The 22,226-nt window shown below is 33.6% G+C and carries 21 protein-coding genes; 18 read left to right on the top strand and 3 right to left on the bottom strand.

Features of this window, described 5'->3' with window-relative positions:
• Positions 1-25: 25 nt before the first annotated feature.
• Complete coding sequence (locus ACQ654_RS19235) at positions 26-2,464, bottom strand: T9SS type A sorting domain-containing protein (protein ID WP_430411969.1); 2,439 nt, start codon at positions 2,462-2,464, stop codon at positions 26-28.
• A 166-nt stretch (positions 2,465-2,630) separates the two neighbouring features.
• Between ACQ654_RS19235 and ACQ654_RS19230 the strand changes: the two genes are divergently transcribed.
• From ACQ654_RS19230 to ACQ654_RS19175, 12 genes are all read left to right on the top strand, one after another.
• A complete protein-coding gene (locus ACQ654_RS19230; RefSeq protein ID WP_430411968.1) occupies positions 2,631-4,664 on the top strand; it encodes a M3 family metallopeptidase in 2,034 nt (677 codons plus the stop codon).
• Positions 4,665-4,697: 33 nt separating this feature from the next.
• Positions 4,698-6,257: a hypothetical protein gene (locus ACQ654_RS19225; protein WP_430411967.1), complete on the top strand. Its 1,560-nt coding sequence runs from the start codon at positions 4,698-4,700 to the stop codon at positions 6,255-6,257.
• 70 nt (positions 6,258-6,327) lie between these two features.
• A complete protein-coding gene (locus tag ACQ654_RS19220) occupies positions 6,328-6,831 on the top strand; it encodes a GbsR/MarR family transcriptional regulator (protein WP_430411966.1) in 504 nt (167 codons plus the stop codon).
• An 80-nt stretch (positions 6,832-6,911) separates the two neighbouring features.
• A complete protein-coding gene (locus tag ACQ654_RS19215; RefSeq protein WP_430411965.1) occupies positions 6,912-7,241 on the top strand; it encodes a hypothetical protein in 330 nt (109 codons plus the stop codon).
• Entirely contained in the window at positions 7,238-8,128 is an 891-nt protein-coding gene (locus ACQ654_RS19210) for an SAM-dependent methyltransferase (protein ID WP_430411964.1), read from the top strand. Before ACQ654_RS19215 ends, ACQ654_RS19210 begins: the two co-directional genes overlap by 4 nt.
• A gap of 4 nt (positions 8,129-8,132) precedes the next feature.
• Positions 8,133-8,306, top strand: coding sequence for a hypothetical protein (locus ACQ654_RS19205; protein WP_430411963.1), 174 nt, complete (start codon positions 8,133-8,135; stop codon positions 8,304-8,306).
• A gap of 27 nt (positions 8,307-8,333) precedes the next feature.
• Positions 8,334-9,293 (top strand): hypothetical protein, encoded by a 960-nt coding sequence (locus tag ACQ654_RS19200; RefSeq protein ID WP_430411962.1) that lies wholly within the window; start codon positions 8,334-8,336, stop codon positions 9,291-9,293.
• Positions 9,294-9,326: 33 nt separating this feature from the next.
• Entirely contained in the window at positions 9,327-10,241 is a 915-nt protein-coding gene (locus ACQ654_RS19195) for a TIGR01777 family oxidoreductase (RefSeq protein ID WP_430411961.1), read from the top strand.
• A 20-nt stretch (positions 10,242-10,261) separates the two neighbouring features.
• Entirely contained in the window at positions 10,262-10,972 is a 711-nt protein-coding gene (locus ACQ654_RS19190; protein ID WP_430411960.1) for a YqjF family protein, read from the top strand.
• Positions 10,969-11,433: an SRPBCC family protein gene (locus ACQ654_RS19185; protein ID WP_430411959.1), complete on the top strand. Its 465-nt coding sequence runs from the start codon at positions 10,969-10,971 to the stop codon at positions 11,431-11,433. The genes ACQ654_RS19190 and ACQ654_RS19185 overlap by 4 nt, the downstream gene beginning before the upstream one ends.
• A 207-nt stretch (positions 11,434-11,640) precedes the next feature.
• On the top strand, positions 11,641-12,195 hold the full coding sequence (locus ACQ654_RS19180; protein WP_430411958.1) for a sigma-70 family RNA polymerase sigma factor: 555 nt from the start codon (positions 11,641-11,643) through the stop codon (positions 12,193-12,195).
• A 10-nt stretch (positions 12,196-12,205) separates the two neighbouring features.
• A complete protein-coding gene (locus tag ACQ654_RS19175) occupies positions 12,206-12,463 on the top strand; it encodes a hypothetical protein (protein ID WP_430411957.1) in 258 nt (85 codons plus the stop codon).
• A 1-nt stretch (position 12,464) separates the two neighbouring features.
• Here ACQ654_RS19175 and ACQ654_RS19170 read toward each other — a convergent pair whose 3' ends face one another.
• The gene (locus ACQ654_RS19170; RefSeq protein WP_430411956.1) at positions 12,465-13,283 is read right to left on the bottom strand and encodes a hypothetical protein; all 819 of its coding nucleotides are present in this window, start codon (positions 13,281-13,283) and stop codon (positions 12,465-12,467) included.
• 148 nt (positions 13,284-13,431) lie between these two features.
• Between ACQ654_RS19170 and gcvP the strand changes: the two genes are divergently transcribed.
• From gcvP to mscL, 4 genes are all read left to right on the top strand, one after another.
• Positions 13,432-16,278, top strand: a complete 2,847-nt coding sequence (gene gcvP, locus ACQ654_RS19165; RefSeq protein ID WP_430411955.1) for an aminomethyl-transferring glycine dehydrogenase — start codon at positions 13,432-13,434, stop codon at positions 16,276-16,278.
• A 221-nt stretch (positions 16,279-16,499) separates the two neighbouring features.
• On the top strand, positions 16,500-17,558 hold the full coding sequence (locus tag ACQ654_RS19160) for a 3-oxoacyl-ACP synthase III family protein (protein ID WP_430411954.1): 1,059 nt from the start codon (positions 16,500-16,502) through the stop codon (positions 17,556-17,558).
• A gap of 2 nt (positions 17,559-17,560) precedes the next feature.
• Positions 17,561-18,355 carry a pyrroline-5-carboxylate reductase gene (gene proC / locus ACQ654_RS19155; RefSeq protein WP_430411953.1) on the top strand — a complete coding sequence of 265 codons (795 nt, stop codon included), beginning with the start codon at positions 17,561-17,563 and terminating at the stop codon, positions 18,353-18,355.
• A 127-nt stretch (positions 18,356-18,482) separates the two neighbouring features.
• Positions 18,483-18,944: a large conductance mechanosensitive channel protein MscL gene (mscL, locus tag ACQ654_RS19150; protein ID WP_430411952.1), complete on the top strand. Its 462-nt coding sequence runs from the start codon at positions 18,483-18,485 to the stop codon at positions 18,942-18,944.
• Positions 18,945-18,995: 51 nt separating this feature from the next.
• Here the strand turns inward: mscL and ACQ654_RS19145 are convergent, their stop codons facing one another.
• Positions 18,996-20,492 carry a polysaccharide biosynthesis C-terminal domain-containing protein gene (locus tag ACQ654_RS19145; protein ID WP_430411951.1) on the bottom strand — a complete coding sequence of 499 codons (1,497 nt, stop codon included), beginning with the start codon at positions 20,490-20,492 and terminating at the stop codon, positions 18,996-18,998.
• Positions 20,493-20,757: 265 nt separating this feature from the next.
• On the opposite strand from ACQ654_RS19145, the gene ACQ654_RS19140 reads away from it, so the two are divergent.
• Together ACQ654_RS19140 and ACQ654_RS19135 are read left to right on the top strand one after the other, a co-directional pair.
• Positions 20,758-21,291: a methyltransferase gene (locus ACQ654_RS19140; protein WP_430411950.1), complete on the top strand. Its 534-nt coding sequence runs from the start codon at positions 20,758-20,760 to the stop codon at positions 21,289-21,291.
• 53 nt (positions 21,292-21,344) lie between these two features.
• The gene (locus ACQ654_RS19135) at positions 21,345-22,214 is read left to right on the top strand and encodes a glycosyltransferase (protein WP_430411949.1); all 870 of its coding nucleotides are present in this window, start codon (positions 21,345-21,347) and stop codon (positions 22,212-22,214) included.
• Positions 22,215-22,226: the final 12 nt, after the last annotated feature.

Below are 22,226 nucleotides of genomic sequence, written 5' to 3'. Positions count from 1 at the left end.
TGATAAACAAAATATTAATTGTTTTTTAAGACTTTAAAACTTTCTTTACCACAGTGATACCATTTTCAGTTGTCAATTTTACAATATACACACCTTTTGATAGTTGCGGAATTGCTACTACATTTGTATACGTACGCTGTATGATTTGCTTTCCAGAAATATCATATAGCGTGATACTTTCAAAATCAGTACGATCAGTAATGATTCGTAATTCATTATTTTCAACCAACACATTTGTTTGCTCATTTGCAGTAGCAATATCGTCTACTCCTAATGTACTTCTACTATGAATATTTAAAAAGAAACGATCATTTTCTTCTGTTGGAGTTGTTGAAAAAGAATAGGTAGCTTGTCTTAAATCTGTAAAAATTCCTTCATATCTATCTTCTAAAATGATATCAAAAGCAGGATTTAAGTATTCTGCATCAATTTGTATGGTATATGTTGCACTTGACAATACTTGATACCCTAAAGGAATTTCAAAATTAGTCGTTGTTAATTCAGGTAACGCCTGAATAGACATTTTATCAGCACCTATATATGAATAGAATTCTAAGCTTGAACCTTCATTAATGAATGGACCGTCATAGCGTTCTTCATAATTTAGAGTTCCTTCTGGAATAAATCCTATTAATTGTGTAGCATATACTCCGTTACCAAAAATACGTAATGACAATCTACCATCGGTTTGACTGTTGCTTGTATTTGTTGTTTCAGGAATAAATGCATCTGAAGAATTAGGTCTAAAGAATTGATCATTATTTGCAACAACTCTGTGCGAGTTTTTAAATGTAACAGTTCCGCTAGTTCCAACTTTTGCCTGAACTGCAAATCCTTGTGCAGTTGATATATTTCCATCTGCCGCTCCTAATGGATTAGAACCTGTGCTGTTATATTCTATGTAATCAGATGCTAAATTATCTCCAACTGGCGCAGCTGTTTGTCTCCAATAATAAACAGTTCCTTGAATTTCATCAGCGTTATCATCTTGAAACGTTTCCCAATCAATTGCTGATGGATATGGATTTCCGATAATATTATATCCTGATTCACCAGAACTTGGATCAATTGTATAGTATACATTTTCTACAATGTCTCCATTGTTTACTGTTCCTGTAAAAGTTGCTGTTTCTACGTTGAAGTGATTTGCTCTAAGCACATAACCTCTTCCAACTTCCATTTGTGTATGATCATTGTTCCAAGCCGCATTTGTTGCGGAAGCATTCCAGTAGTAATCATATCCGCCTACACTTGGAAAAATAGTAGCAATTGTACTACTTGCTTCATCAATTGGTGTAGAGAAGTACGAATAAAAGTATCTGTCTACGTAATCAGGTGAGTCACGTTTTACAGTATAACTTCCTGTTCCCTTAACAGCTATATTTTCGCGCGCTATGAGAGCGCCATCATTTTCAATTGTGATTGTTCCATTATTTGTGATGTCGTAAAAAACATCAAGTGTAGCGCCTGCATTTACCGTAATTGAAGCTGTTGCATCTACGGTGAGTTCACCAACTTCAATATGCGCTGTTAATACAGGATAGTTTGTAGATGATGGAATTACTACCGATTCTAATTTTGTAGCATCTGGAGCAGTTCCTCCAACCCAGTTACTACCTGTTGTCCAACTTGTTGTTGAAGCTGTTGCAGACCAAGTGATGACAGTTTTGTTACTAGCAGAATCCGTCACTACATCATCATCATCATCTAAATATGAAATGGTATCTCCATCCAAAGCAGCTACTAAGTTATTTGTACCAACGGTTGTGATTAATATATCTTTATTATCATCAATTTCTGTTGCTGTACGGACATCATCCCAAACTCTAAATCCCCAAATATTTCCAGCAAAATAATTATTTGAATTGGATTGATTATTGCTGTTAAAACAATATTCAGAACTACCACCCGAAGTCCATGTGCCACAATTTGGGTAGCGCGCATTAGAATCTGATCGTCCTAAATTAACATCTCCAGAATGGCTTCTTATTTCAAAACCAGCTCTTGAATCCATTAACGTTCCATCTAAATACCATTTTAAGTTGGTATTGTCTGAAGCTGCAATAGGATCGTTTACAGGAGCGGCCAAATTGTCAAACACTAAAGCTATATGATACCATGTATCATCACTTATAGGCTCTCTAAAATAGGTTCCATTCCAACGAGGTGTATAATCATTCGCTCTATTATATGCGCCAACAACAACAAAATCGTTTTCTACATACATAACAATACCTCTTGATCCTCCACCTTCTTTGTATATAACTTGTCTGCTAGTGGCATCATCAACTTTGAAATAACCTTCAATAGTTCTATCAGCTACAGTTGTGGTGTTAATATTATCTGAATCACTCAATTCAATAAAATCATCTACACCATCTAAATAGTAACCATCAGTTGGTGGTTGTGCTATCATAGCAGTAGAAAATAGTAGGAAAAAAAACAATAGTATAAGCTTCTTCATAATCGAGACAATTTTAATATTATATACGCAAATTCTCTATCTTTGGTTTTTAGTATAAAGCAGTGAAAATGTTTATGTATATAAATTTAAATACTTTGTGTAAAAATAACCTTTTCCTACAAAATAAAAATTCAATTTCGATAAAACGCATAAATAGACCGACAAGATGAATATTTTAATTACAAAATTTCCCACAAAACATACAACGGCTCCTTTTTCTAAGATTAATGAAACTGACTTTATTCCTGCTATTGAAGCTGAGATAGAACGTTCTAAAGAGGAAATTGACCAACTAACAGCAAATAAAAATACTCCTACATTTGAAAATACTATTGAAAAATTAGAGTATTCCGGACAGCAATTAGACCGAATTACAAGTATATTTTTCAACCTAAATTCGGCAGAAACAAATGAAACTATTCAAAAGTTAGCACAAGAAATTTCTCCAAAATTAACAGAGTATTCTAATGACATCACACTTAATGAAGCTTTGTTTAAAAGAGTGAAATATGTGTATGACACTCAAGAGAATTTAGATTTAACTACCGAGCAAAAAACGTTACTAGATAAGAAGTTTAAAGGTTTTTCTAGAAATGGTGCTAATTTATCAGAAGAGAAGAAAGAACAACTTCGTGAAATTGATAAAAAGCTTTCAAAATTGAGCTTGACATTTGGTGAAAATGTACTTGCCGAAACGAATAAGTTTCAGTTACACTTAACCGACGAAAAAGACGTTTCAGGAATTCCAAATGGTGCTCTAGAAGCTGCAAAAGCAATCGCGAAAAGTCAAGATAAAGAAGGCTGGATTTTCACGCTCGATTATCCAAGTTATATTCCTTTTATGAAATATGCTGACAATAGAGCCTTACGCCAACAAATGGCAACTGCTTTTGGTTCTAAATGTTTTAAGAATGACGAATTAGATAATCAAGAAAATGTATTAGAGATTGCAAAATTACGCCACAAACGTGCACATTTATTAGGATATGAAACGCATGCACATTTTGTGTTAGAAGAACGCATGGCAGAAACACCCAAAAAAGTAACTGCATTCTTAAATGAACTCTTAGAAAAAGCAAAACCAGCCGCCGAACGTGAGTTTCAACAACTGTCAAACTTTGCAAAAAAGTTAGATGGAATTGAGCAGTTACAAAGCTGGGACAGTTCGTATTATGCTGAAAAACTAAAGCAAGAATTGTTCAATTTGGATGATGAAAAACTAAAACCATATTTTAAACTTGAAAACGTAATTGACGGAGCGTTTACAGTAGCTAATAAGCTATTTGATTTGCGTTTTGAGCAAGTTTTTGACATCGATACCTATCATTCAGCTGTAAAAACATATGAAGTTTTTGATGGAAATAACAACTTCGTTTCAGTATTTTATGCAGATTTTCATCCGAGAAAAGGAAAGCGAAATGGTGCCTGGATGACTTCCTATAAATCACAACAACGAAAAGATGGAATTGTTGAAAGACCACATGTTTCTATTGTGTGCAACTTTACAAAACCAACAGCTTCAAAACCATCATTATTAACGTTTAATGAAGTTACAACCTTATTCCATGAATTTGGGCATGCGTTACACGGAATGTTAGCCAATACAACCTATCCAAGCTTAAGCGGAACTTCTGTTTTTTGGGATTTTGTTGAATTGCCAAGTCAAGTATTAGAAAATTGGTGTTATGAAGCAGAAGCGTTAGCTATTTTTGCCAGACATTACGAAACTAATGAAGTGATTCCGATGGAATTTATTGAAAAAATAAAAGCTTCCGCAACTTTCTTGGAAGGAATGGCAACGTTGCGTCAATTAAGTTTCGGATTGCTCGATATGAGTTGGCACGGAATTGATCCGACCACAATTACAGATTTAAAGACACACGAACAAGCTGCTTTTAAAAACACACGTTTGTTTCCAGAAAATCCAAAAACGGCAATGAGTACAGCGTTTTCACACATATTTCAAGGTGGTTATTCTTCTGGATATTACAGTTACAAATGGGCAGAAGTGTTAGATGCAGATGCGTTTGAATATTTTAAAGAAAACGGAATTTTTAGTAAAGAAATTGCTTCAAAATTTGCAACGCATGTATTATCTAAAGGTGGTACAGAACATCCAATGACGTTATACAAACGTTTCCGTGGACAAGCACCAAAACCAGATGCATTACTAAAACGTGCTGGTTTGTTGGTTGATTAAATCATACAAAATAACATCCAAAACATAGAAATTATGCGTTACATATTTATACTATTCCTTCTATGTTTTGGGTGTAAAAATACTTCCGATACTAAAAATACGAATCCTGCTATAGAAGATTCGAAAGTAACTGTAAATTTCAGTTTTACAGATTCGGTTCAAAAGTTTACTATTAAAAAGCCTTTTCAAATTTGGCAATATCATAAAAATGGCAGATTACTTTCTAAAGAAGAATTTGACATCTTACAACTACAGCGTATTTTTATAACCTATGATGCTTCATTAGAATATCGTTTTTTGGCAAACTTGAATCCTTCAAACAACTATAAAACGTTTGTTTTTGGAACGTCTGACAATACAACTTTCGGATCAACACATTTGGCAACGTATGATTCAAATTATAAGTTAATTAGTCATATTGCTGCAGATCATCATGGTCGAAAAGGCGGTTCGATCATGAAAACGTATTTAGACGGAAATTCTTTGTTTGTAGAAGATGCAAAGCATGATACAACGCAAGAGTTTATCATTCGCGAAAGCGGAAAAATTGAAAAGAGCAATAAGCCTGTAACCTTTAAATACTATCGCTATTTGGGCAAATTTCATGGATATATGTATGAAATGCCAAAACGAACCGTAAAAGCGAAAAGTGGATTGCTTGTTCGTGATTCAGTAGGAAATCCGATTGGAAAAGTACAATTTGGCGAACCTGTTTATATTGTGGATTATACCAAAGATTCTCTTACAGTTAATGATGCTGGCAAAACGATTAAAGCACCAAAAGCACGCATTGTTCTTGATCCGAAAAAAGTAACACAAGGAAAAGACTTTTATATTGAACCGTCTAATACTGGCTATGTATTTTCAGGCTTTTTGTATGATGATTATTCCGTAAAATATGAAGCTGATTTTCCATATGAGTATGAATATTTAAAAATAGGAAGCAATTCTGGAGACGAAAACGCCACAATTGACCTTAAAGAATTGTTTGAAATTAAACGTGTAAACTTTAATACCTACAAAAATAGAATTAGGAAAACTCCTAATTTACCAACGGTTGACACCATTTATAAGAAAGGAAAAATACTCACGTTGCCTTTTGAAAACGGTCAAAAACTCGTCTTAAAAGATTCAACCTATAAATCTGAATACAATCCTACGCGAAGTTATAATGTATCATTTCACGAAGCATTTCCAAATACATATATGGTAAGTGAACATATGTTTTTTACGGACGATATGTACACCGTTTTAAGCAAAAAAACAGGAGATACATTGCACAGGTTTAGCGGCTATCCATATATTTCGCCTTCTAAAAAATACAGTGTTTCCGTTTTTCATGAGTTCGAATGTATGCAGCAAACTTTTATGGTTGTAAACAAACTCAAAGATGAAACCTATCAACATTATGTTTCATTCCAAACAAATTCTTGGTCGTATCCTTTCAAATTCAATGAAAATGATATGCTTTTGGATGAATTTTCCATTCATTGGATTTCTGATACTGAATTTATTATCTACGTTAAAAATCCTGAAGAATGCTACCTAGAAAAAGCGACGGAATATTTCTACTTAAAGTATAAAATCAAGTAACATTTCATAAAAAATGAAAATAAACTTTCAATAATTTTTGAAAGTTTAAAAATTATTATACATTTGTACTATGAATTACACGGAAGCAAAAAATAGATTTATACAAACATGGGGATCATTAGGAACCTTATGGGGAATTAACAAAGCGATGGCACAAATTCACGCCTTACTTTTTATTTCTCCTGAACCGTTATCCATGGAAGATGTAATGGAAGAATTACATATTTCAAGAGGAAACACCAGTATGAATTTACGCCAGTTAATCGATTGGGGAATTGTATACAAAACGTCAAAAGCTGGAGAACGTAAAGAGTACTTCGCCTCAGAGAAAGACATTAATGAGCTTGCAAAGCAAATTGCACGTGAACGTAGCCGAAGAGAAATTCAGCCAACGCTAAAAGTATTGAAAGAAGTAAGCAGTATTGAAGATGATGGTTCGGCAAAAACAAAAGAATTTATCAAACAAACGAAAGCGCTTCACGATTTAGCATCAACGGCAGATTCCATTATGAATCGAGTTGTGAATCAAGAGTCCAATTGGCTGACGAAAACATTCATGAAGCTCTTAAAATAACAAACGAAAGGAATTCATTTTCCTTTTTTATTTCAACTTATGTTTCAATATCTATTGAAAGTTTAAAATATATAATAGTTATGAAATTTATTTATTACATTAACAAAATTGCTTTTATCATTACAATCGGGTTATACATTACAGTCTATTTGGGAATGCTAATGCAGGTTTTATTAGGAGGTGTTCAAGTGATATTTTTCTTTATTTTACTGTTCAACTATGACAAGTTTACAAAAATAATGCAACGGCATTTACTTACATATGGTACACTTTCAGCTGTCTTTTTAATATGCTTTTTCTCTTCAACGGAATTCTTTGGTCAAAATTGGATATTCCTAATTTTCATCCCAATGAGCCTTGCAACCTATTTCACATACATCGTATATCAACTTAAACAACAATCATTATGAAAAATCTATGTCTTCTCTCCTATTTAAAAAAGGAATTTCAAACAACTCCTTCAAACAAAGAACAAGTAATTGATTTTTACAATGAAGCTACCGAAGATTATCGTTTTTGGAGCAACGATTTAAATATGCACTTTGGCTATTTTGATCTTTTCAAAACAAATCCATTGAAACGTGATACAATGTTGAATAGAATGAACAAAGAAGTTTTTAAACGTTTGAATGTTACAGACAAAAAGAAACATATTGTAGACTTAGGTTGTGGAATGGGCGCTTCCATTCGTTATGGACTTTTAAACTATCCAAACCTTGCCGTTACTGGTTTAACGATTTCTCCGTTTCAGGTTGAAAAAGGAAATGAAATGCTCAACACCGAACGCGGTACAATTTTAAACAGAGATTATCGCAATACTTCTTTTAAAGAAAACTCTTTTGATGGTGCAATGGCAATTGAAAGTTTATGTCATTCAGGTTGTAGTACAGATGCATTGGAAGAAACGTATCGCATTTTAAAACCTGGCTCAACATTCGTAATTGCAGATGCCTTTACCAAAAAGGATTTCAATGAAATGAATTCACTTTCAAAATATACTTACAAAGGTTTATGTGAATCATGGAGTTTAGAAAACTTAGGAAATGTGAATCGTGTAAAAACTGATTTAGAAAATCTAGGTTTTAAAGATGTAAAAGTTCAGAATATTTGGTACAGAGTTGCACCTTCAGTTTTACATGTTCCGTTCACAATTAGTGCTTTTATCTTGAAAAAACTCTTCAAAAAAGAACCGTTAAAGCCAGAAAGTATCAAAAATTTAAAAGGTTCCTTCTTTGCTTTATTATCAAGCTTAAGCCTAACGAATTTTGGGTATTACATAATCACTGCTAAAAAGTAATTGCATGAATTTCAACATCATTAGTTATATCATATACATTCCAATTATCTTTTTTATCACGGTAAAAATAGGAACCTTTTCAATATATTTAGGTGTAATGTTATTCTTGAATCTATTTCTATTTTTAAGAGGACGAAAAAAGGCTAGACAATCTGCAAAACAACTTCCTTCACAATAAACTACAACTCAATTAAAAAGCAACATCATGAAAACCACATTACAAAAAAATAAATATCTCACTTTTATCTATGCCTGCATTGTAACAGCATTGTTATCAACACTATTTGTGCACATTGGTGTAGATGTTTTTAACAATTACGGCTGGACAGTTTTTGCGATAATCCCATTCTTTTCAGCTGTAACAACTACATTATTACTCAGCATTTATGGACACGTTACATTTGCAAGCGCTTTCAAAAACTCGTTACTCGTATTCTTTGTCTGTTCATTATTTTTATTGCTTTTTGCCATTGAAGGCATCATCTGTATCATTATGGCGGCACCACTTGCAATTCCATTTATAATTTTAGGAGCATTTGTTGGATATAAAATTCAACATAAAAAAGCTTCAGGAATCAAAATGATTGTATTATATATCGTAGTTGTTCCGTCACTGTTGGCTTTTGAAAATCATACAGATAGCAAACCAACGGTATTTCCAATTCAGTCAAGCATACTAATTGATGCGCCTATTGAAGAAGTATGGAAGCAAGTTATTGAATTTCCTCAGATGGAAGCTCCCACAGAATTTGTATTCAAAACAGGAATTGCTTATCCAATTAATGCAACTATTGAAGGAAAAGGCGTTGGCGCTATTCGCTATTGCAACTTTTCTACAGGGAGTTTTGTAGAACCAATAACCGCTTGGAACGAACCAAATTTACTAGCGTTTTCGGTAAAAGAACAACCGATTCCAATGAAAGAAATTAGTTTATATAACATTGATCCTGCACATCTTCATGACTACTTTGTGTCTAAAAAAGGACAATTTAAACTTACAAAATTAGCAGATGGAAAAACACTGTTAGAAGGTACAACTTGGTATTACAATAAAATACAACCAGAAATTTATTGGAAAATCTGGAGCAAATACATCATTCATAAAATTCATCATCGTGTCTTAAATCATATCAAAGTAACATGTGAAACAGTTCAAAAATCTTAAAAACAAAGACTCCCACTTTCTTGGGAAATAAATATGAAAAAAATAGTTATCGCAGGCGGAAGTGGATTTCTTGGAAAAGCATTGATCAATTTTTATCTTCCTAAAAATTATGAAATAGTAGTGCTTACGCGAATTGTCAAAGAAACAGGAAACGACATGCTTCGGTATGTTGAATGGAATGCAAAAACATTGGATATTTGGTTGTCCGAACTAGAAGGAATTGAAGCGTTAATCAATCTTACAGGAAAATCGGTTGATTGTCGTTACACCAAAAAAAACAAAGCTGAAATTCTAAACTCCAGAGTACAATCTACGGAAGTATTAGGACAAGCAATTCAAGCATGTGCAGTGCCGCCAAAAGTATGGATGAATTCCTCTACAGCTACAATTTACAAGCATTCGCTAGATACAAAAATGACCGAAGCTACCGGAATTATTGGTGACGATTTCTCTATGAATGTTGCCAAATCGTGGGAAAAAACATTTCATCAAATCAAAACACCGAGAACGCAAAAAATTGCCTTGCGAACGTCTATTGTATTAGGAAAAAATGGTGGTGCTTTTATTCCTTTAAAAACTCTAACGAAAGTTGGATTGGGCGGAACACAAGGAAACGGTAACCAAAAAGTAAGCTGGATTCATGAACACGATTTTTGCCGCGCTGTCAATTTCCTTTTGACAGAAAACAAAGCAGGAATTTTTAACGTAACGGCGCCAAATCCTTTACCAAACAAACATTTTATGCAAACCTTAAGACACGTATTAAAAGTTCCGTTTGGCCTACCACAACCAAAATGGTTACTCAACTTTGGTGCTAGAATCATTAAAACGGAAGCCGAACTCATTTTAAAAAGCAGATTTGTCATTCCTGAAAAATTAGTAGCGGCTGGTTTTCAGTTTAACTATCCAACGGCAGCAATTGCCATGAAAGAAATTATATCTCGATAACGAATTTAAAAGAAAATAGCATGAGTTTTTTAACCGCAGAATGGCGAAAATTAGTCTTTATAAACTATACAATTGATCCAGAATTACTTGAAGAATATGTCCCAAAAGGAACTGTTTTAGACAGTTTTAACGGAAAGTGTTTTGTAAGTGTAATTGGTTTCATGTTCAAAAACACCAAAGTTTTAGGATGCAAAATGCCCGGTTTGCATACATTTGAAGAAGTCAATTTACGATTTTATGTAAAACGAAAAGATGGTGCTATTTGGAAAAGAGGCGCCGTTTTTATTCAAGAAATTGTTCCGAAACGCTTGTTAAGCTTTGTAGCAAATACGGTGTATCACGAACATTACATCACACGTCCAATGTCGCACCAATGGAATATTACACCAAAAACAATTGATATTTCATACTCGTGGAAACATCAGCAAACAATACAATCAATTGCGGTAAAAGCGGCTAACAATCCTGTAGCATTTATTGAAGATTCAGAAATTGAATTCATCTCAGAGCACTATTTCGGCTATACTAAATACAGTAATTCCAAAACGTTTGAATACGAAGTTACGCATCCAAAATGGTTGTATTATAAGGTTCATGAATACAACGCAAACATAGATTTCGAATTGAATTACGGAAAAAAGTTTGCGCATTTAACACACCAAAAGCCCGATTCTGTATTTTTGATGGAAGGTTCAGCAATTACGGTAGAGCCGAAAAAATCAATCAAATGACCACAATCAATCTAAAAACGATTATAAAAGCACCTATATTAACGGTTTTTGATATTTCCAGAGATATTTCTGAGCATGAAGCTTCCACAAACAGTACACGTGAAAAAGCAATTGCAGGGAAAACTTCAGGCAAAATTAATCTAGGAGAAACCGTCACTTGGCGCGCAAAACACTTTGGCTTGTATTTAAAACATACAAGTCTAATTTTGGCTTTTGAGTCGCCAACCTATTTTGTAGATGAAATGACAAAAGGTGCTTTTAAAAGTTTTCATCACGAACACCGCTTCGTAGAAAACGAAAACGGTACAGAAATGATTGACGTTCTTACCTACGAAGTTCCGTATGGTATTTTTGGTAAGATTTTCAATTATTTCATTCTAAAATCATATCTAACAAAATTTCTCTTAGAACGAAATCTACACATCAAACAACGCGCGGAATCATTTGATTTAAAGACTTGAAGATGTGATAACTTGAAATTATTAAGCTAAAATCACGCTCAAAAACTTCAACATTCTATTTTCTATACTCTTGACTCTTCTAAAAAAAATCTAACTAAAAAAACACAAGAACTGTTATATTTAACAAATTAAAGAATTTTCGTATTTAGCAATTATTTTTTATTCTAACAATTATCGTTTACTTTTGAAGAAATAATTAGACCATAAATGCCAAATCATCAACTTGACCCTAATAAGTGGATTACGCTCTATGCAGATTACCTTTACAATTATACGATTGTAAGAGTAAAAGATAGAGAGACTGCGCAAGACCTTGTCCAAGAAACATTTTTTGCAGGATTAAAATCAATGGCTAATTTCAAAGGAGAAGCTTCTGAACGAACTTGGTTGATTTCTATTTTGAAACGAAAAATCATTGATCATTACCGTAAAATTAACTCTAAAAAAGGGCAAGCTGAAGTGCGAATCAATTACAACTCTGATTCAGAATCTGAAGGAGATTGGTTAGAAGAACGCGTTGCGGATAACTATGACAAAAACGCCGAAGATCAAATACAAAATGAAGAACTCGGACTTGCTATTGAAGATTGTTTAGACAAACTTCCTGAAAAGCAAGCAACTATTTTTAAAATGAAAACCATTTTAGGATACGACACTGAAACTATTTGTAATGATCTAAATATAACTGCGTCTAACCTTTGGGTTATTATCCATAGAGCTCGTACAGCACTTTCTGGATGCCTCGAACAGAACTGGTATTAAATTGAATTAAATGAGTACAAAGAATAAATTTTTCATATCCTGCGAAGAAGCAAAACATATTTGTGATAAAACACAATATGGAGAAGCTAACTTTTGGGAAAAAGTAAAGCTGAACGTTAGATTATCTTGGTGTCGCATCACTAGAGCTTATTCTGGTAACAATAGTAAGTTGACAAAGTTGATTAAAGAATCTAAGATTGAAGTGATCGAAAACGACAAAAAAACAGAAATGCAACGCAAACTGCAAGAAGAAATGAGCAAATATTAGGCTACAAAAAAAGTAGTGCTAAAAACCATACAATCGGAATACTTTCTACCCAAAAAGAGGTAAAGTATTTCGATTTTTTTATGTTTGCTTGCCAAACAACAATTGTTAATAAGACACTCAATCCTATTGTACTAAAAAATACTGTTGTGTAGGTTTCTGTTTGCCAGCATTCAATTGCCAAAAAAAGTAAAATCCAACCATAGGCAATCAACTTTGTTTTAGTTATTCCTATACGTTGTGGCATAGTTCCCAATGCAGGCGCATCAAACTTTAAATCAACAATCTCAAAAGGAATCATTAAAATTAATACGAGTAATACACGTTGAATAAAAAACAATGCTATAGCAGTTTCAAACACAAAAACGTTCGCATTCATCAACGGTAAAATAACCGTTACACCAGCCCAACACAAGCTAACAATCACGATTTTAAAACCTATTAATGTTCTAAAGTTTTTATGGCTGGGCAAAAACGGAATAATATACAAGGAAGACAATACGCCAAATCCAGCAGCACACAGCAACGTTTCTATCTTTAAATAATAGGCATAAAACAATGCCAAACCAAAGCATGCAAAACTCAATAGTTGAATTCCTCTTATATATACTGATCTCACAAAAAAATAACGCTTTGCAGAACTTCCATATTTTATAAAATTATACGTCACAATTGTACTGTAAAATGTGAAATATAAAACAGCTTTATCATACGGTAACTGAAATAATAACAGCGTACTATACGTCAATGCATACACACTTAAACCTATGTGAATACTACTATCTAAATAAAAATTAAAGAGTTTTTTTAAAAGATTCATCATACAAAAATAACTAAACTGTTCATAACCTATATTTTTCGTTAAAAACTTTCCATATTCGCTACAAAATAAAAGTAAAAGATATAATTTTTTAATCGTACTTTTGCATAGCGAAAAAAATACAACTATATAAAAAGAAAATACAAAGTCGATGAATACGGATTCTTTCTCACTAAGACATACAGGAACACGTGCAAAAGACGTTCCTAACATGTTAAAAACCATCGGAGTTGATTCTCTAGAACAACTAATAGACGAAACTATTCCTAACGAAATTCGATTAAACGCGCCATTAGATCTTCCTGCAGGATTAAGCGAAAACGAATTCTTGTCACACATGCAACATCTTGCAGGACACAATAAAATATTTAAATCATACATTGGATTGGGTTATCACGAACCTGTTACGCCAGCTGTTATACAACGTAATATTTTTGAGAATCCGGGTTGGTACACTGCATATACACCTTATCAAGCGGAAATAGCACAAGGAAGATTGGAAGCATTGTTAAATTTTCAAACTGTGGTTACAGATTTGACAGGAATGGAAATTGCAAATGCATCTTTATTAGATGAAAGTACAGCCGCAGCTGAAGCAATGGGAATGCTATTTGCAGTTCGATCAAGAGCACAAAAGAAAGCAAATGTTGTAAAGTTCTTTGTTTCTGATGAAATATTGCCACAAACAATTTCATTGCTAAAAACAAGAGCTGTTCCAATTGGAATAGAATTAGTATTCGGAAATCATGAAGCATTCGACTTTTCTACCGAGTATTTTGGAGCATTGTTACAATATCCTGGAAAACACGGAGAAATTTTTGATTACAGAGCGTTTACGGAAAAAGCAAATGCAAACGAAATCAAAGTTGCCGTTGCAGCAGATATTCTAAGTTTAGTATTACTAGAATCTCCAGGTAATTTTGGAGTTGATGTTGTTGTCGGAACTACACAACGTTTTGGAATTCCATTAGGATATGGTGGACCACATGCAGCGTTTTTTGCTACAAAAGAAGCACACAAACGCTACTTACCAGGTCGTATTATTGGTGTGACCAAAGATATGGACGACAATCGTGCGTTGCGTATGGCGCTTCAAACACGCGAGCAACACATTAAAAGAGACAAAGCAACTTCTAATATTTGTACAGCGCAAGTATTACTAGCTGTTATGGCTGGAATGTACGCTGTATATCACGGTCCAAACGGATTAAAATATATTGCAAACAAAGTACACTCCAACACAGTTACGATAGCAAATACATTAGAAAAACTAGGTTTCCAACAAACAAACACTGCGTTTTTTGATACAATTGTCATCAAAGCGAATGCTGATAAAGTGAGAGAAATTGCAGAACAAAACGAAGTTAACTTCTTATATATTGATCAAGATACGGTTGGAATTTCTATCAATGAAGCTACAACTACTCGCGATCTAAACGATATTGTTTTCATCTTTGCAACAGTTGCAGGAAAGGAAACCATTGAAATAGAAAGTACAAATACATCAAAAATACTATCGTCAGTTTCAAGAAAAACAACTTTCTTGGAAGAACCTGTTTTCAATAGTTATCATTCGGAAACAGAAATGATGCGTTACATCAAAAAATTAGAGCGTAAAGATTTATCCTTAAATCACTCTATGATTGCATTGGGTTCATGTACGATGAAATTAAACGCTGCTGCAGAAATGTTATCGTTAAGTTCGGCACAGTGGAATAACATTCATCCATTTGTTCCTATTGAACAAGCGGAAGGTTATCAAATCTTATTAAAAGAATTAGAACATCAACTAAATGTAGTTACCGGATTTGCAGGAACTTCGTTGCAACCAAACTCTGGTGCGCAAGGAGAATTTGCTGGATTAATGGTGATTAGAGCTTATCACGAATCAAGAGGTGACACACACCGAAACATTTGTTTAATTCCAGCTTCTGCACACGGAACAAATCCGGCAAGTGCCGTAATGGCAGGAATGAAAGTTGTGGTAACAAAAACGACAGAAGACGGAAACATTGATGTAGAAGATTTACGCGAAAAAGCATTAGCTCACAAAGACAACTTAGCGGCGTTAATGGTAACATATCCATCAACACATGGCGTTTTTGAAGCTACGATTAAAGAAATTACACAAATCATTCACGATAATGGTGGACAAGTATATATGGATGGTGCAAACATGAATGCACAAGTTGGATTGACAAACCCGGCAACTATTGGCGCTGATGTTTGTCACTTAAACTTACACAAAACATTTGCCATTCCACATGGTGGCGGCGGACCAGGCGTTGGACCAATTTGTGTAGCGTCACACTTAGTACCTTTCTTACCAGGCAATCCAATTATCAAAACTGGTGGAGAAAAAGCAATAACAGCAATTTCTTCAGCACCTTGGGGAAGTTCTTTAGTTTGTTTAATTTCGTACGGATACATTGCAATGTTAGGTTCAAAAGGATTAACAAAAGCTACCGAAAGTGCCATCTTAAATGCAAACTACATCAAAGCACGATTGGAAGATGAATACGCTATCTTATATACAAACGAACGTGGCAGATGTGCGCATGAAATGATTATTGATTGCAGACCATTTAAACAACATGGTATTGAAGTAACAGATATTGCAAAACGTTTAATGGATTACGGATTCCATGCACCAACTGTATCTTTTCCAGTTGGCGGAACTATCATGATTGAACCAACTGAAAGTGAAAGTATGGCAGAGTTAGACACATTCTGTGATGCAATGTTGGCAATTCGTAGTGAAATTGCAGAAGCAAAAGCTGATGATGCAAATAATGTAATGCGTAATGCACCACATACACTAGCAATGCTAACAGCAGAAGAATGGAAACTTCCATATTCACGTCAAAAAGCTGCATTTCCATTACCATATGTAACAGACAATAAATTCTGGCCATCAGTTCGTAGAGTTGATGATGCGTATGGAGATCGAAACTTAATTTGTACATGTGCGCCAATTGAAGCGTACGCAGAAGCATAAAAAGAATTAAGGAGCGTTTGTTGAAACGCTCCTTTTTTTTCATTTCTTCCTATTTCTTATTGCATTATTATCATTATTTAAGGTTTTTTTTGACAATTATTCAAAACCTTAACATATAAGTGCATTATCCTCAAAAATTATATTTTACGCTTCCATTCTGAAATAAGCCAGCTTTATAATGATTAATTTAGTTGACTTAAATCTTAAAAACTGATATTGGTATGAATGTCAAAATAACTGGGACAGGATGCTATATTCCCTCTGAAGTTGAAACAAATGAAGATTTCCTCCAGCATGAATTCCTAAATGACGATGGTAGCCCTTTTAAACAAAATACGAATATTATTATAAAAAAATTCAAGTCCATTACTGGAATTGATGAACGTAGATATGCAGAAAAACATCATAACTCTTCTGATTTAGGTTTTTTAGCCGCTGAAAAAGCAATAAAAGACGCACAAATTGATCCTGAAGAACTCGATTATATCATCTTTGCACAAAATTTTGGTGATGTAAAACACAATTCCGTTCAAAGTGATGCGGTACCAAGTTTAGCAACTAGAGTAAAACATAATTTGCGAATTAAAAATCCAAAATGTGTTGCCTATGATGTCATATTTGGTTGCCCAGGTTGGGTTGAAGGTATGATACAAGCCTATGCTTTTATAAAAGCAGGAATTGCAAAAAAGTGCTTAATTATTGGTTCGGAAACATTATCGAGAGTTGTAGATATACATGACCGAGATTCTATGATTTATTCTGATGGCGCTGGCGCAACGGTTATTGAAACGACCAATGAAGATTGTGGAATTATTGCACATGAAACCGCGACACATTCATATGATGAAGCTCATTATTTGTTCTTTGGAACATCAAACAATCTAAAATCGACTGATGATACACGTTATATAAAAATGTATGGTCGTAAAATATATGAATTTGCGCTGACACATGTTCCAGCGGCTATGAAAGCATGTTTGGATAAAAGTGATTATGCTATTGATGATTTGAAAAAAATATTCATCCATCAAGCCAATGAAAAAATGGACGAAGCCATTGTAGAACGTTTTTACGATTTATATGATAAAGAAGTTCCACAAGATATTATGCCGATGACTATTCATAATTTAGGAAATAGCTCAGTTGCAACTATTCCAACTTTATTTGATATGGTTAAAAAAGGAGAATTAGAAAATCAAGAAATTAAAAAAGGTGACATTATTATGTTTGCCAGTGTTGGTGCAGGAATGAACATCAATGCTATTGTGTATAAATATTAGACATGAATCAGGATACGATTGCCATTATTGGTGGCGGAAATTTAGGAAGGTCTATTGCGCAAGGGTTATTAAAAAATAATTACAATCCAGCGCACATATATGTGACGCGTACTAAAGTTGCATTATTAGACGATTTAAAAGCGCAAAATGTACAAACAACTTCTAACAATGTAGAAGCTGTACAGCAAGCAAAAATTTTAATTTTCGCCCTAAAACCCTATCGTATTAAACATGTTTTAAAAGAACTTGCTCCACACATTACACCTGATCATTTAGTCATTTCTGTAATTAGTGATTTTTCACTGGAGCAACTCTCCAAATGTTTAACGTCAACGATTCAAGTGATTCGCGCTATGCCAAATACGGCGGCGGCTATTAGTCAGTCCATGACTTGCTTGGCAACTAAAAATGCTAGCGAAGAAAACATGTCTAAAACGAAGTTTATCTTTGATGCCTTGGGTGAAACTATTGAAATTGACGAAAGTTTAATGGACGCCGCAACTGTGTTAGGTGCTTGCGGAATTGCCTATGCATTGCGTTTTATCCGCGCTATGATTCAAGGTGGAATTGAAATTGGATTTGATGCCAAAACCGCCACAAAAATCGCTTCACAAACCGTAAAAGGTGCTAGCGAATTATTACTTCAAAATGGCAATCATCCAGAAGAAGAAATTGACAAAGTAACCACTCCAAAAGGCTGTACAATTGCTGGATTGAACGAAATGGAACACCAAGGATTTAGTTCTTCTCTTATCAAAGGAATTACAACTTCTATTGAAACCATTCAGAAGGACTAGTTTTTAGATCGTTCGCTGTTAGATCGTGATTACATGCTCTTGAATTTATTTCATTTACCAAAATACATACACTTCAAAATTCAGTCAGAATAAAAAAGGATTCCTATTTTTACAAAAAATTAAGTACATGAAAATGAAGCTATTTAAAGAATTCAAAGAATTTGCCGTTAAGGGTAATATGATTGATATTGCTGTTGGAGTTATTATTGGTGGTGCTTTTAATAAGGTAATAGACGTGTTGGTAAAAGAGGTATTTCTTCCGCCACTTTCGCTATTGACAGATGGCATTAATTGGTCTAACAAGAAACTAATTTTAAGAGAAGCAATTACAATAGATGGCGTTGTAAAACCACAAGAAGTTGCGATTGCTTACGGAAAATTATTTGAAGTATTGGTCGATTTTTTAATTATAGGTTTTACTGTTTTTTTGGTGGTAAAAGTTATGAATTCGATGCGAAACAAAGCGGAAGATCCTAAAAACGCAACTGTTGTAACGCCTAAGAATATTGAGTTATTGAATCGTATGACAGAGCTTTTAGAAAAGCAAGTGGAAATTGCTGAACGAAATACGGCTAATAATGCATCGTGAGTTTAGCTTCTTTTTATTGAAATGAAGTTGACTAAAAGTAGTCATAAGAAACTACTTCACGCCTATTCTATCTGAAATCCAATCGTTTACCATTGGAATCATACGCAGTTTATAAATCACGAATCCGTTTACAATCATACACGTTCCAACTTTAAGAATGATATCTAAAATAGTATTGTTTGTTGTTGGAATGTTGTGCAATATAAAAACGCTTCCTAACAAGACCACTAACAGTATGAAATGCTTTTTTGTAAATGGTTGAATTTTATATTTTGAATAGATAAAAATTAGCTTTACGCTGTTGTACAATGTCATGGAAATCAATGTTGCATACGCCGCGCCTTCTATTCCAAAATTTAAATATTTGATAAAATAAATATTCAAAACAATATTCAATACCACCAAAATAGCAATCGCAATCATGTTGAAACGATAGTATTTTGAATATAATAATATGTGCGAATTGAACGAAGTGCTCATATCAATTACCACATTAAAACTCAAAATTAAAATTATAGGAATTGTATCAAGCAAATTTTCGCGTGTGGGTAAAATTGAAAATAAATCATCTACTCCTAAAAAGATACAACTCAGTAAAAATCCGCCAAGCGCAAATAATAACATTGAAATTTCTTTGTACTTTTTTTCTAAGGAAACAATATCATCTTTTGCAATGTATTCTCTAATAATTGGACTGTAAATGGTATACAAACCAACTGCCGGAATTGCCAATGTTCCCGCTAAAACTACACCAATACTATACGTTCCGTTTGCGGTCATTGCGTCTACTTCTATCAAGTTTGGCACCATAATTCCGTCAATCTTAAACGCTAATAATGAACCTAAAATACTTAAAAAAGCAAAGACACTATAGGTTACATATTCTTTTCGAAACGTAGTATCAAATACATTTTTATAGTTAAAATTAAATTGAATATTTGCCACTTTTTTCACATACAATAAGGCAACAATCAATAGAATTACAAAACAGCTTGTATATAGTAGCTTTCCTGTTTCTACTGAGATAATTCCTGCTAATAAGAGTAAAAATATTGCTGGAAAAAATACTTTGATAGAGAAACGCTCTAACACGGTCGGAATCGCAATTTTTTTATAGTTTGATGCTTGTCGTTTGCTCACGTCCATAATCGCGAAAGCAAAACCAACAACAATAGAATATTCAATATAATCAAACGCATGAAAATTGGGCAATACGCTTGATAAAGAATTTGCCAAGAGTAAAAAGATTATTGAAAACAGAATACTGTTAATGATGACAATTACTAGTGTTGAAGAAAAAAATATGTTCCGTTTTTCTACCGAATCTTTAAAACGTGGAAAATAGTTGACCAACGATTGTGAGGTTCCAAATACAAAAAACGCCATTAAAATTTGCGAACCATCAAAAATGTATCGGATAATTCCTAAAAACTCTTTGTTGTTTGGGTAAATAAAAAGCGTAGACACAATACCAATTGCCGCACCAATGTAATTGATGACGCTAAACTTGAGCGCTTGTGATGATACTTCTTGTTGCTTTTTTTCCAATCGTTACTTTCCTTATCGTGGCAAATTTACATAAATGTATGTATTGTTAGATTAAATGACGGAAAGATTAAATAATTATTGAGTGTTGCTTGTTCATTGTTTGTTTTCAATTCTTAGTTTTTCCGTACAAAACAGATCTAATTTTTATAAATCTGGCAAATTTAACCGTGAAATTTACCCAAAAATCCAGTGTAACTAAAAATGCAATAATGCAAGTATCTAACAACTCTTTTGTATATATTTGTAACACAAAGATTAGCATTACATGTACAATAAATTTTTTCCACATAAACGGTATCGACATACGATTGATTTTCTGAAAGAAGTCATCCCTAGCGGTTCAAAAATTTTAGATTTAGGAATTTCAAATCCGTTGTCTGAAATTATGACGAAAGAAGGGTATAGTGTTGAAAATACGAATGGTGAAGATTTGGATGAAGACTTTTCTTCAGTACAACAAAGTGATGCAGAAGTAGTAACTGCATTTGAAATTTTCGAACATTTGGTTGCTCCTTTTAATATTTTAAAAGAAATTAAAGCTACAAAAATAGTTGTAACAGTTCCGTTGCGTTTGTGGTTTGCTACAGCTTACAGAAGTAAAACAGATCCTTGGGACAGACATTACCACGAGTTTGAAGATTGGCAATTTGATTGGTTATTGGAAAAAGCAGGATGGGACATTGTTAAAACTAAAAAATGGACAAACCCTTCACGTCCGCCAATTGCGCCACGCCCAATTTTACGTCACTTAATTCCTCGTTACTACGCTGTGTATGCAGAACGTAAAGCATCAAAATAATAGCCTATTCTTTATGATTTCAGTAACCTTACTTACGAACTAATTTTAACCGAATGAAGTTTTATATTGTCATTCCTGCACATAATGAAGAAACGCATATCAATGCTACGCTGACTTCTGTTGTGCAACAAACAAAATTGCCCGCAAAAGTGGTGGTGGTGAATGATAATTCTTCTGATGGTACTGAAAAAATTATTGATACGTTTACTGAGAACTATTCATTTTTTACAAAAGTAAATACGAATGCACCTAATGAACATTTGCCTGGAAGCAAAGTTATCAATACATTTTACAAAGGTTTTGAAACACTTGACGATACGTATGATGTAATTGTAAAACTGGATGCTGATATCATTTTACCCGAAAACTATTTTGAAACTATTTGCAATCATTTTTTGAATGATTCCGAAGTTGGAATTGCTGGCGGATTTTGCTACATCCAAAAAGGGACAACGTGGATATTGGAAAATTTAACAGATAAAGATCATGTGCGAGGTGCGCTAAAAGCCTATCGAAAACAATGTTTTATAGATATTGGCGGACTTAAAAAAGCAATGGGTTGGGATACTGTTGACGAATTGCTTGCTCAGTATTATGGTTGGAAAATTAAAACGGATACTTCTTTAAAGACCAAACATTTAAAACCAACTGGCGCAACGTATAATAAAAAAGCCATGTACAGACAGGGAGAAGCTTTCTACAGACTTCGGTATGGTTTTATGATCACGCTCATATCGTCCTTAAAATTGGCGTTCCTTAAAAAAAGAGTTTCATTATTTTTTGATTATATAAAAGGATATTGGCTTGCAAAAAACAACAAAGTTGATTTCTTGGTAACGCCAGCACAAGGTGTTTTTATTAGAAAATACAGGCGCTCTAAAATGTTGAGCAAATTAAAAAAGCCCTTCTCTTTCAAATCGTAAGAAAATTAACGA

This window comes from Kordia sp., from assembly GCF_965283645.1.
Lineage (GTDB): Bacteria > Bacteroidota > Bacteroidia > Flavobacteriales > Flavobacteriaceae > Kordia.
Note: the sequence above shows the minus strand (reverse complement) of the source record. Positions and strands in the feature narration are given on the sequence as shown.

Excerpts from the sequence above, each read along its gene's own strand:
- ACQ654_RS19205 (WP_430411963.1), top strand. The coding sequence starts at position 8,133 with ATGAATTTCAACATCATTAGTTATATCATATACATTCCAATTATCTTT.
- ACQ654_RS19185 (WP_430411959.1), top strand. The coding sequence starts at position 10,969 with ATGACCACAATCAATCTAAAAACGATTATAAAAGCACCTATATTAACG.
- ACQ654_RS19180 (WP_430411958.1), top strand. The coding sequence starts at position 11,641 with ATGCCAAATCATCAACTTGACCCTAATAAGTGGATTACGCTCTATGCA.
- ACQ654_RS19220 (WP_430411966.1), top strand. The coding sequence starts at position 6,328 with ATGAATTACACGGAAGCAAAAAATAGATTTATACAAACATGGGGATCA.
- gcvP (WP_430411955.1), top strand. The coding sequence starts at position 13,432 with ATGAATACGGATTCTTTCTCACTAAGACATACAGGAACACGTGCAAAA.
- ACQ654_RS19160 (WP_430411954.1), top strand. The coding sequence starts at position 16,500 with ATGAATGTCAAAATAACTGGGACAGGATGCTATATTCCCTCTGAAGTT.
- ACQ654_RS19140 (WP_430411950.1), top strand. The coding sequence starts at position 20,758 with ATGTACAATAAATTTTTTCCACATAAACGGTATCGACATACGATTGAT.
- ACQ654_RS19175 (WP_430411957.1), top strand. The coding sequence starts at position 12,206 with ATGAGTACAAAGAATAAATTTTTCATATCCTGCGAAGAAGCAAAACAT.
- ACQ654_RS19215 (WP_430411965.1), top strand. The coding sequence starts at position 6,912 with ATGAAATTTATTTATTACATTAACAAAATTGCTTTTATCATTACAATC.
- ACQ654_RS19195 (WP_430411961.1), top strand. The coding sequence starts at position 9,327 with ATGAAAAAAATAGTTATCGCAGGCGGAAGTGGATTTCTTGGAAAAGCA.
- ACQ654_RS19235 (WP_430411969.1), bottom strand. The coding sequence starts at position 2,464 with ATGAAGAAGCTTATACTATTGTTTTTTTTCCTACTATTTTCTACTGCT.
- ACQ654_RS19135 (WP_430411949.1), top strand. The coding sequence starts at position 21,345 with ATGAAGTTTTATATTGTCATTCCTGCACATAATGAAGAAACGCATATC.
- mscL (WP_430411952.1), top strand. The coding sequence starts at position 18,483 with ATGAAAATGAAGCTATTTAAAGAATTCAAAGAATTTGCCGTTAAGGGT.
- ACQ654_RS19210 (WP_430411964.1), top strand. The coding sequence starts at position 7,238 with ATGAAAAATCTATGTCTTCTCTCCTATTTAAAAAAGGAATTTCAAACA.
- ACQ654_RS19230 (WP_430411968.1), top strand. The coding sequence starts at position 2,631 with ATGAATATTTTAATTACAAAATTTCCCACAAAACATACAACGGCTCCT.
- ACQ654_RS19190 (WP_430411960.1), top strand. The coding sequence starts at position 10,262 with ATGAGTTTTTTAACCGCAGAATGGCGAAAATTAGTCTTTATAAACTAT.
- ACQ654_RS19170 (WP_430411956.1), bottom strand. The coding sequence starts at position 13,283 with ATGATGAATCTTTTAAAAAAACTCTTTAATTTTTATTTAGATAGTAGT.
- ACQ654_RS19225 (WP_430411967.1), top strand. The coding sequence starts at position 4,698 with ATGCGTTACATATTTATACTATTCCTTCTATGTTTTGGGTGTAAAAAT.
- proC (WP_430411953.1), top strand. The coding sequence starts at position 17,561 with ATGAATCAGGATACGATTGCCATTATTGGTGGCGGAAATTTAGGAAGG.
- ACQ654_RS19200 (WP_430411962.1), top strand. The coding sequence starts at position 8,334 with ATGAAAACCACATTACAAAAAAATAAATATCTCACTTTTATCTATGCC.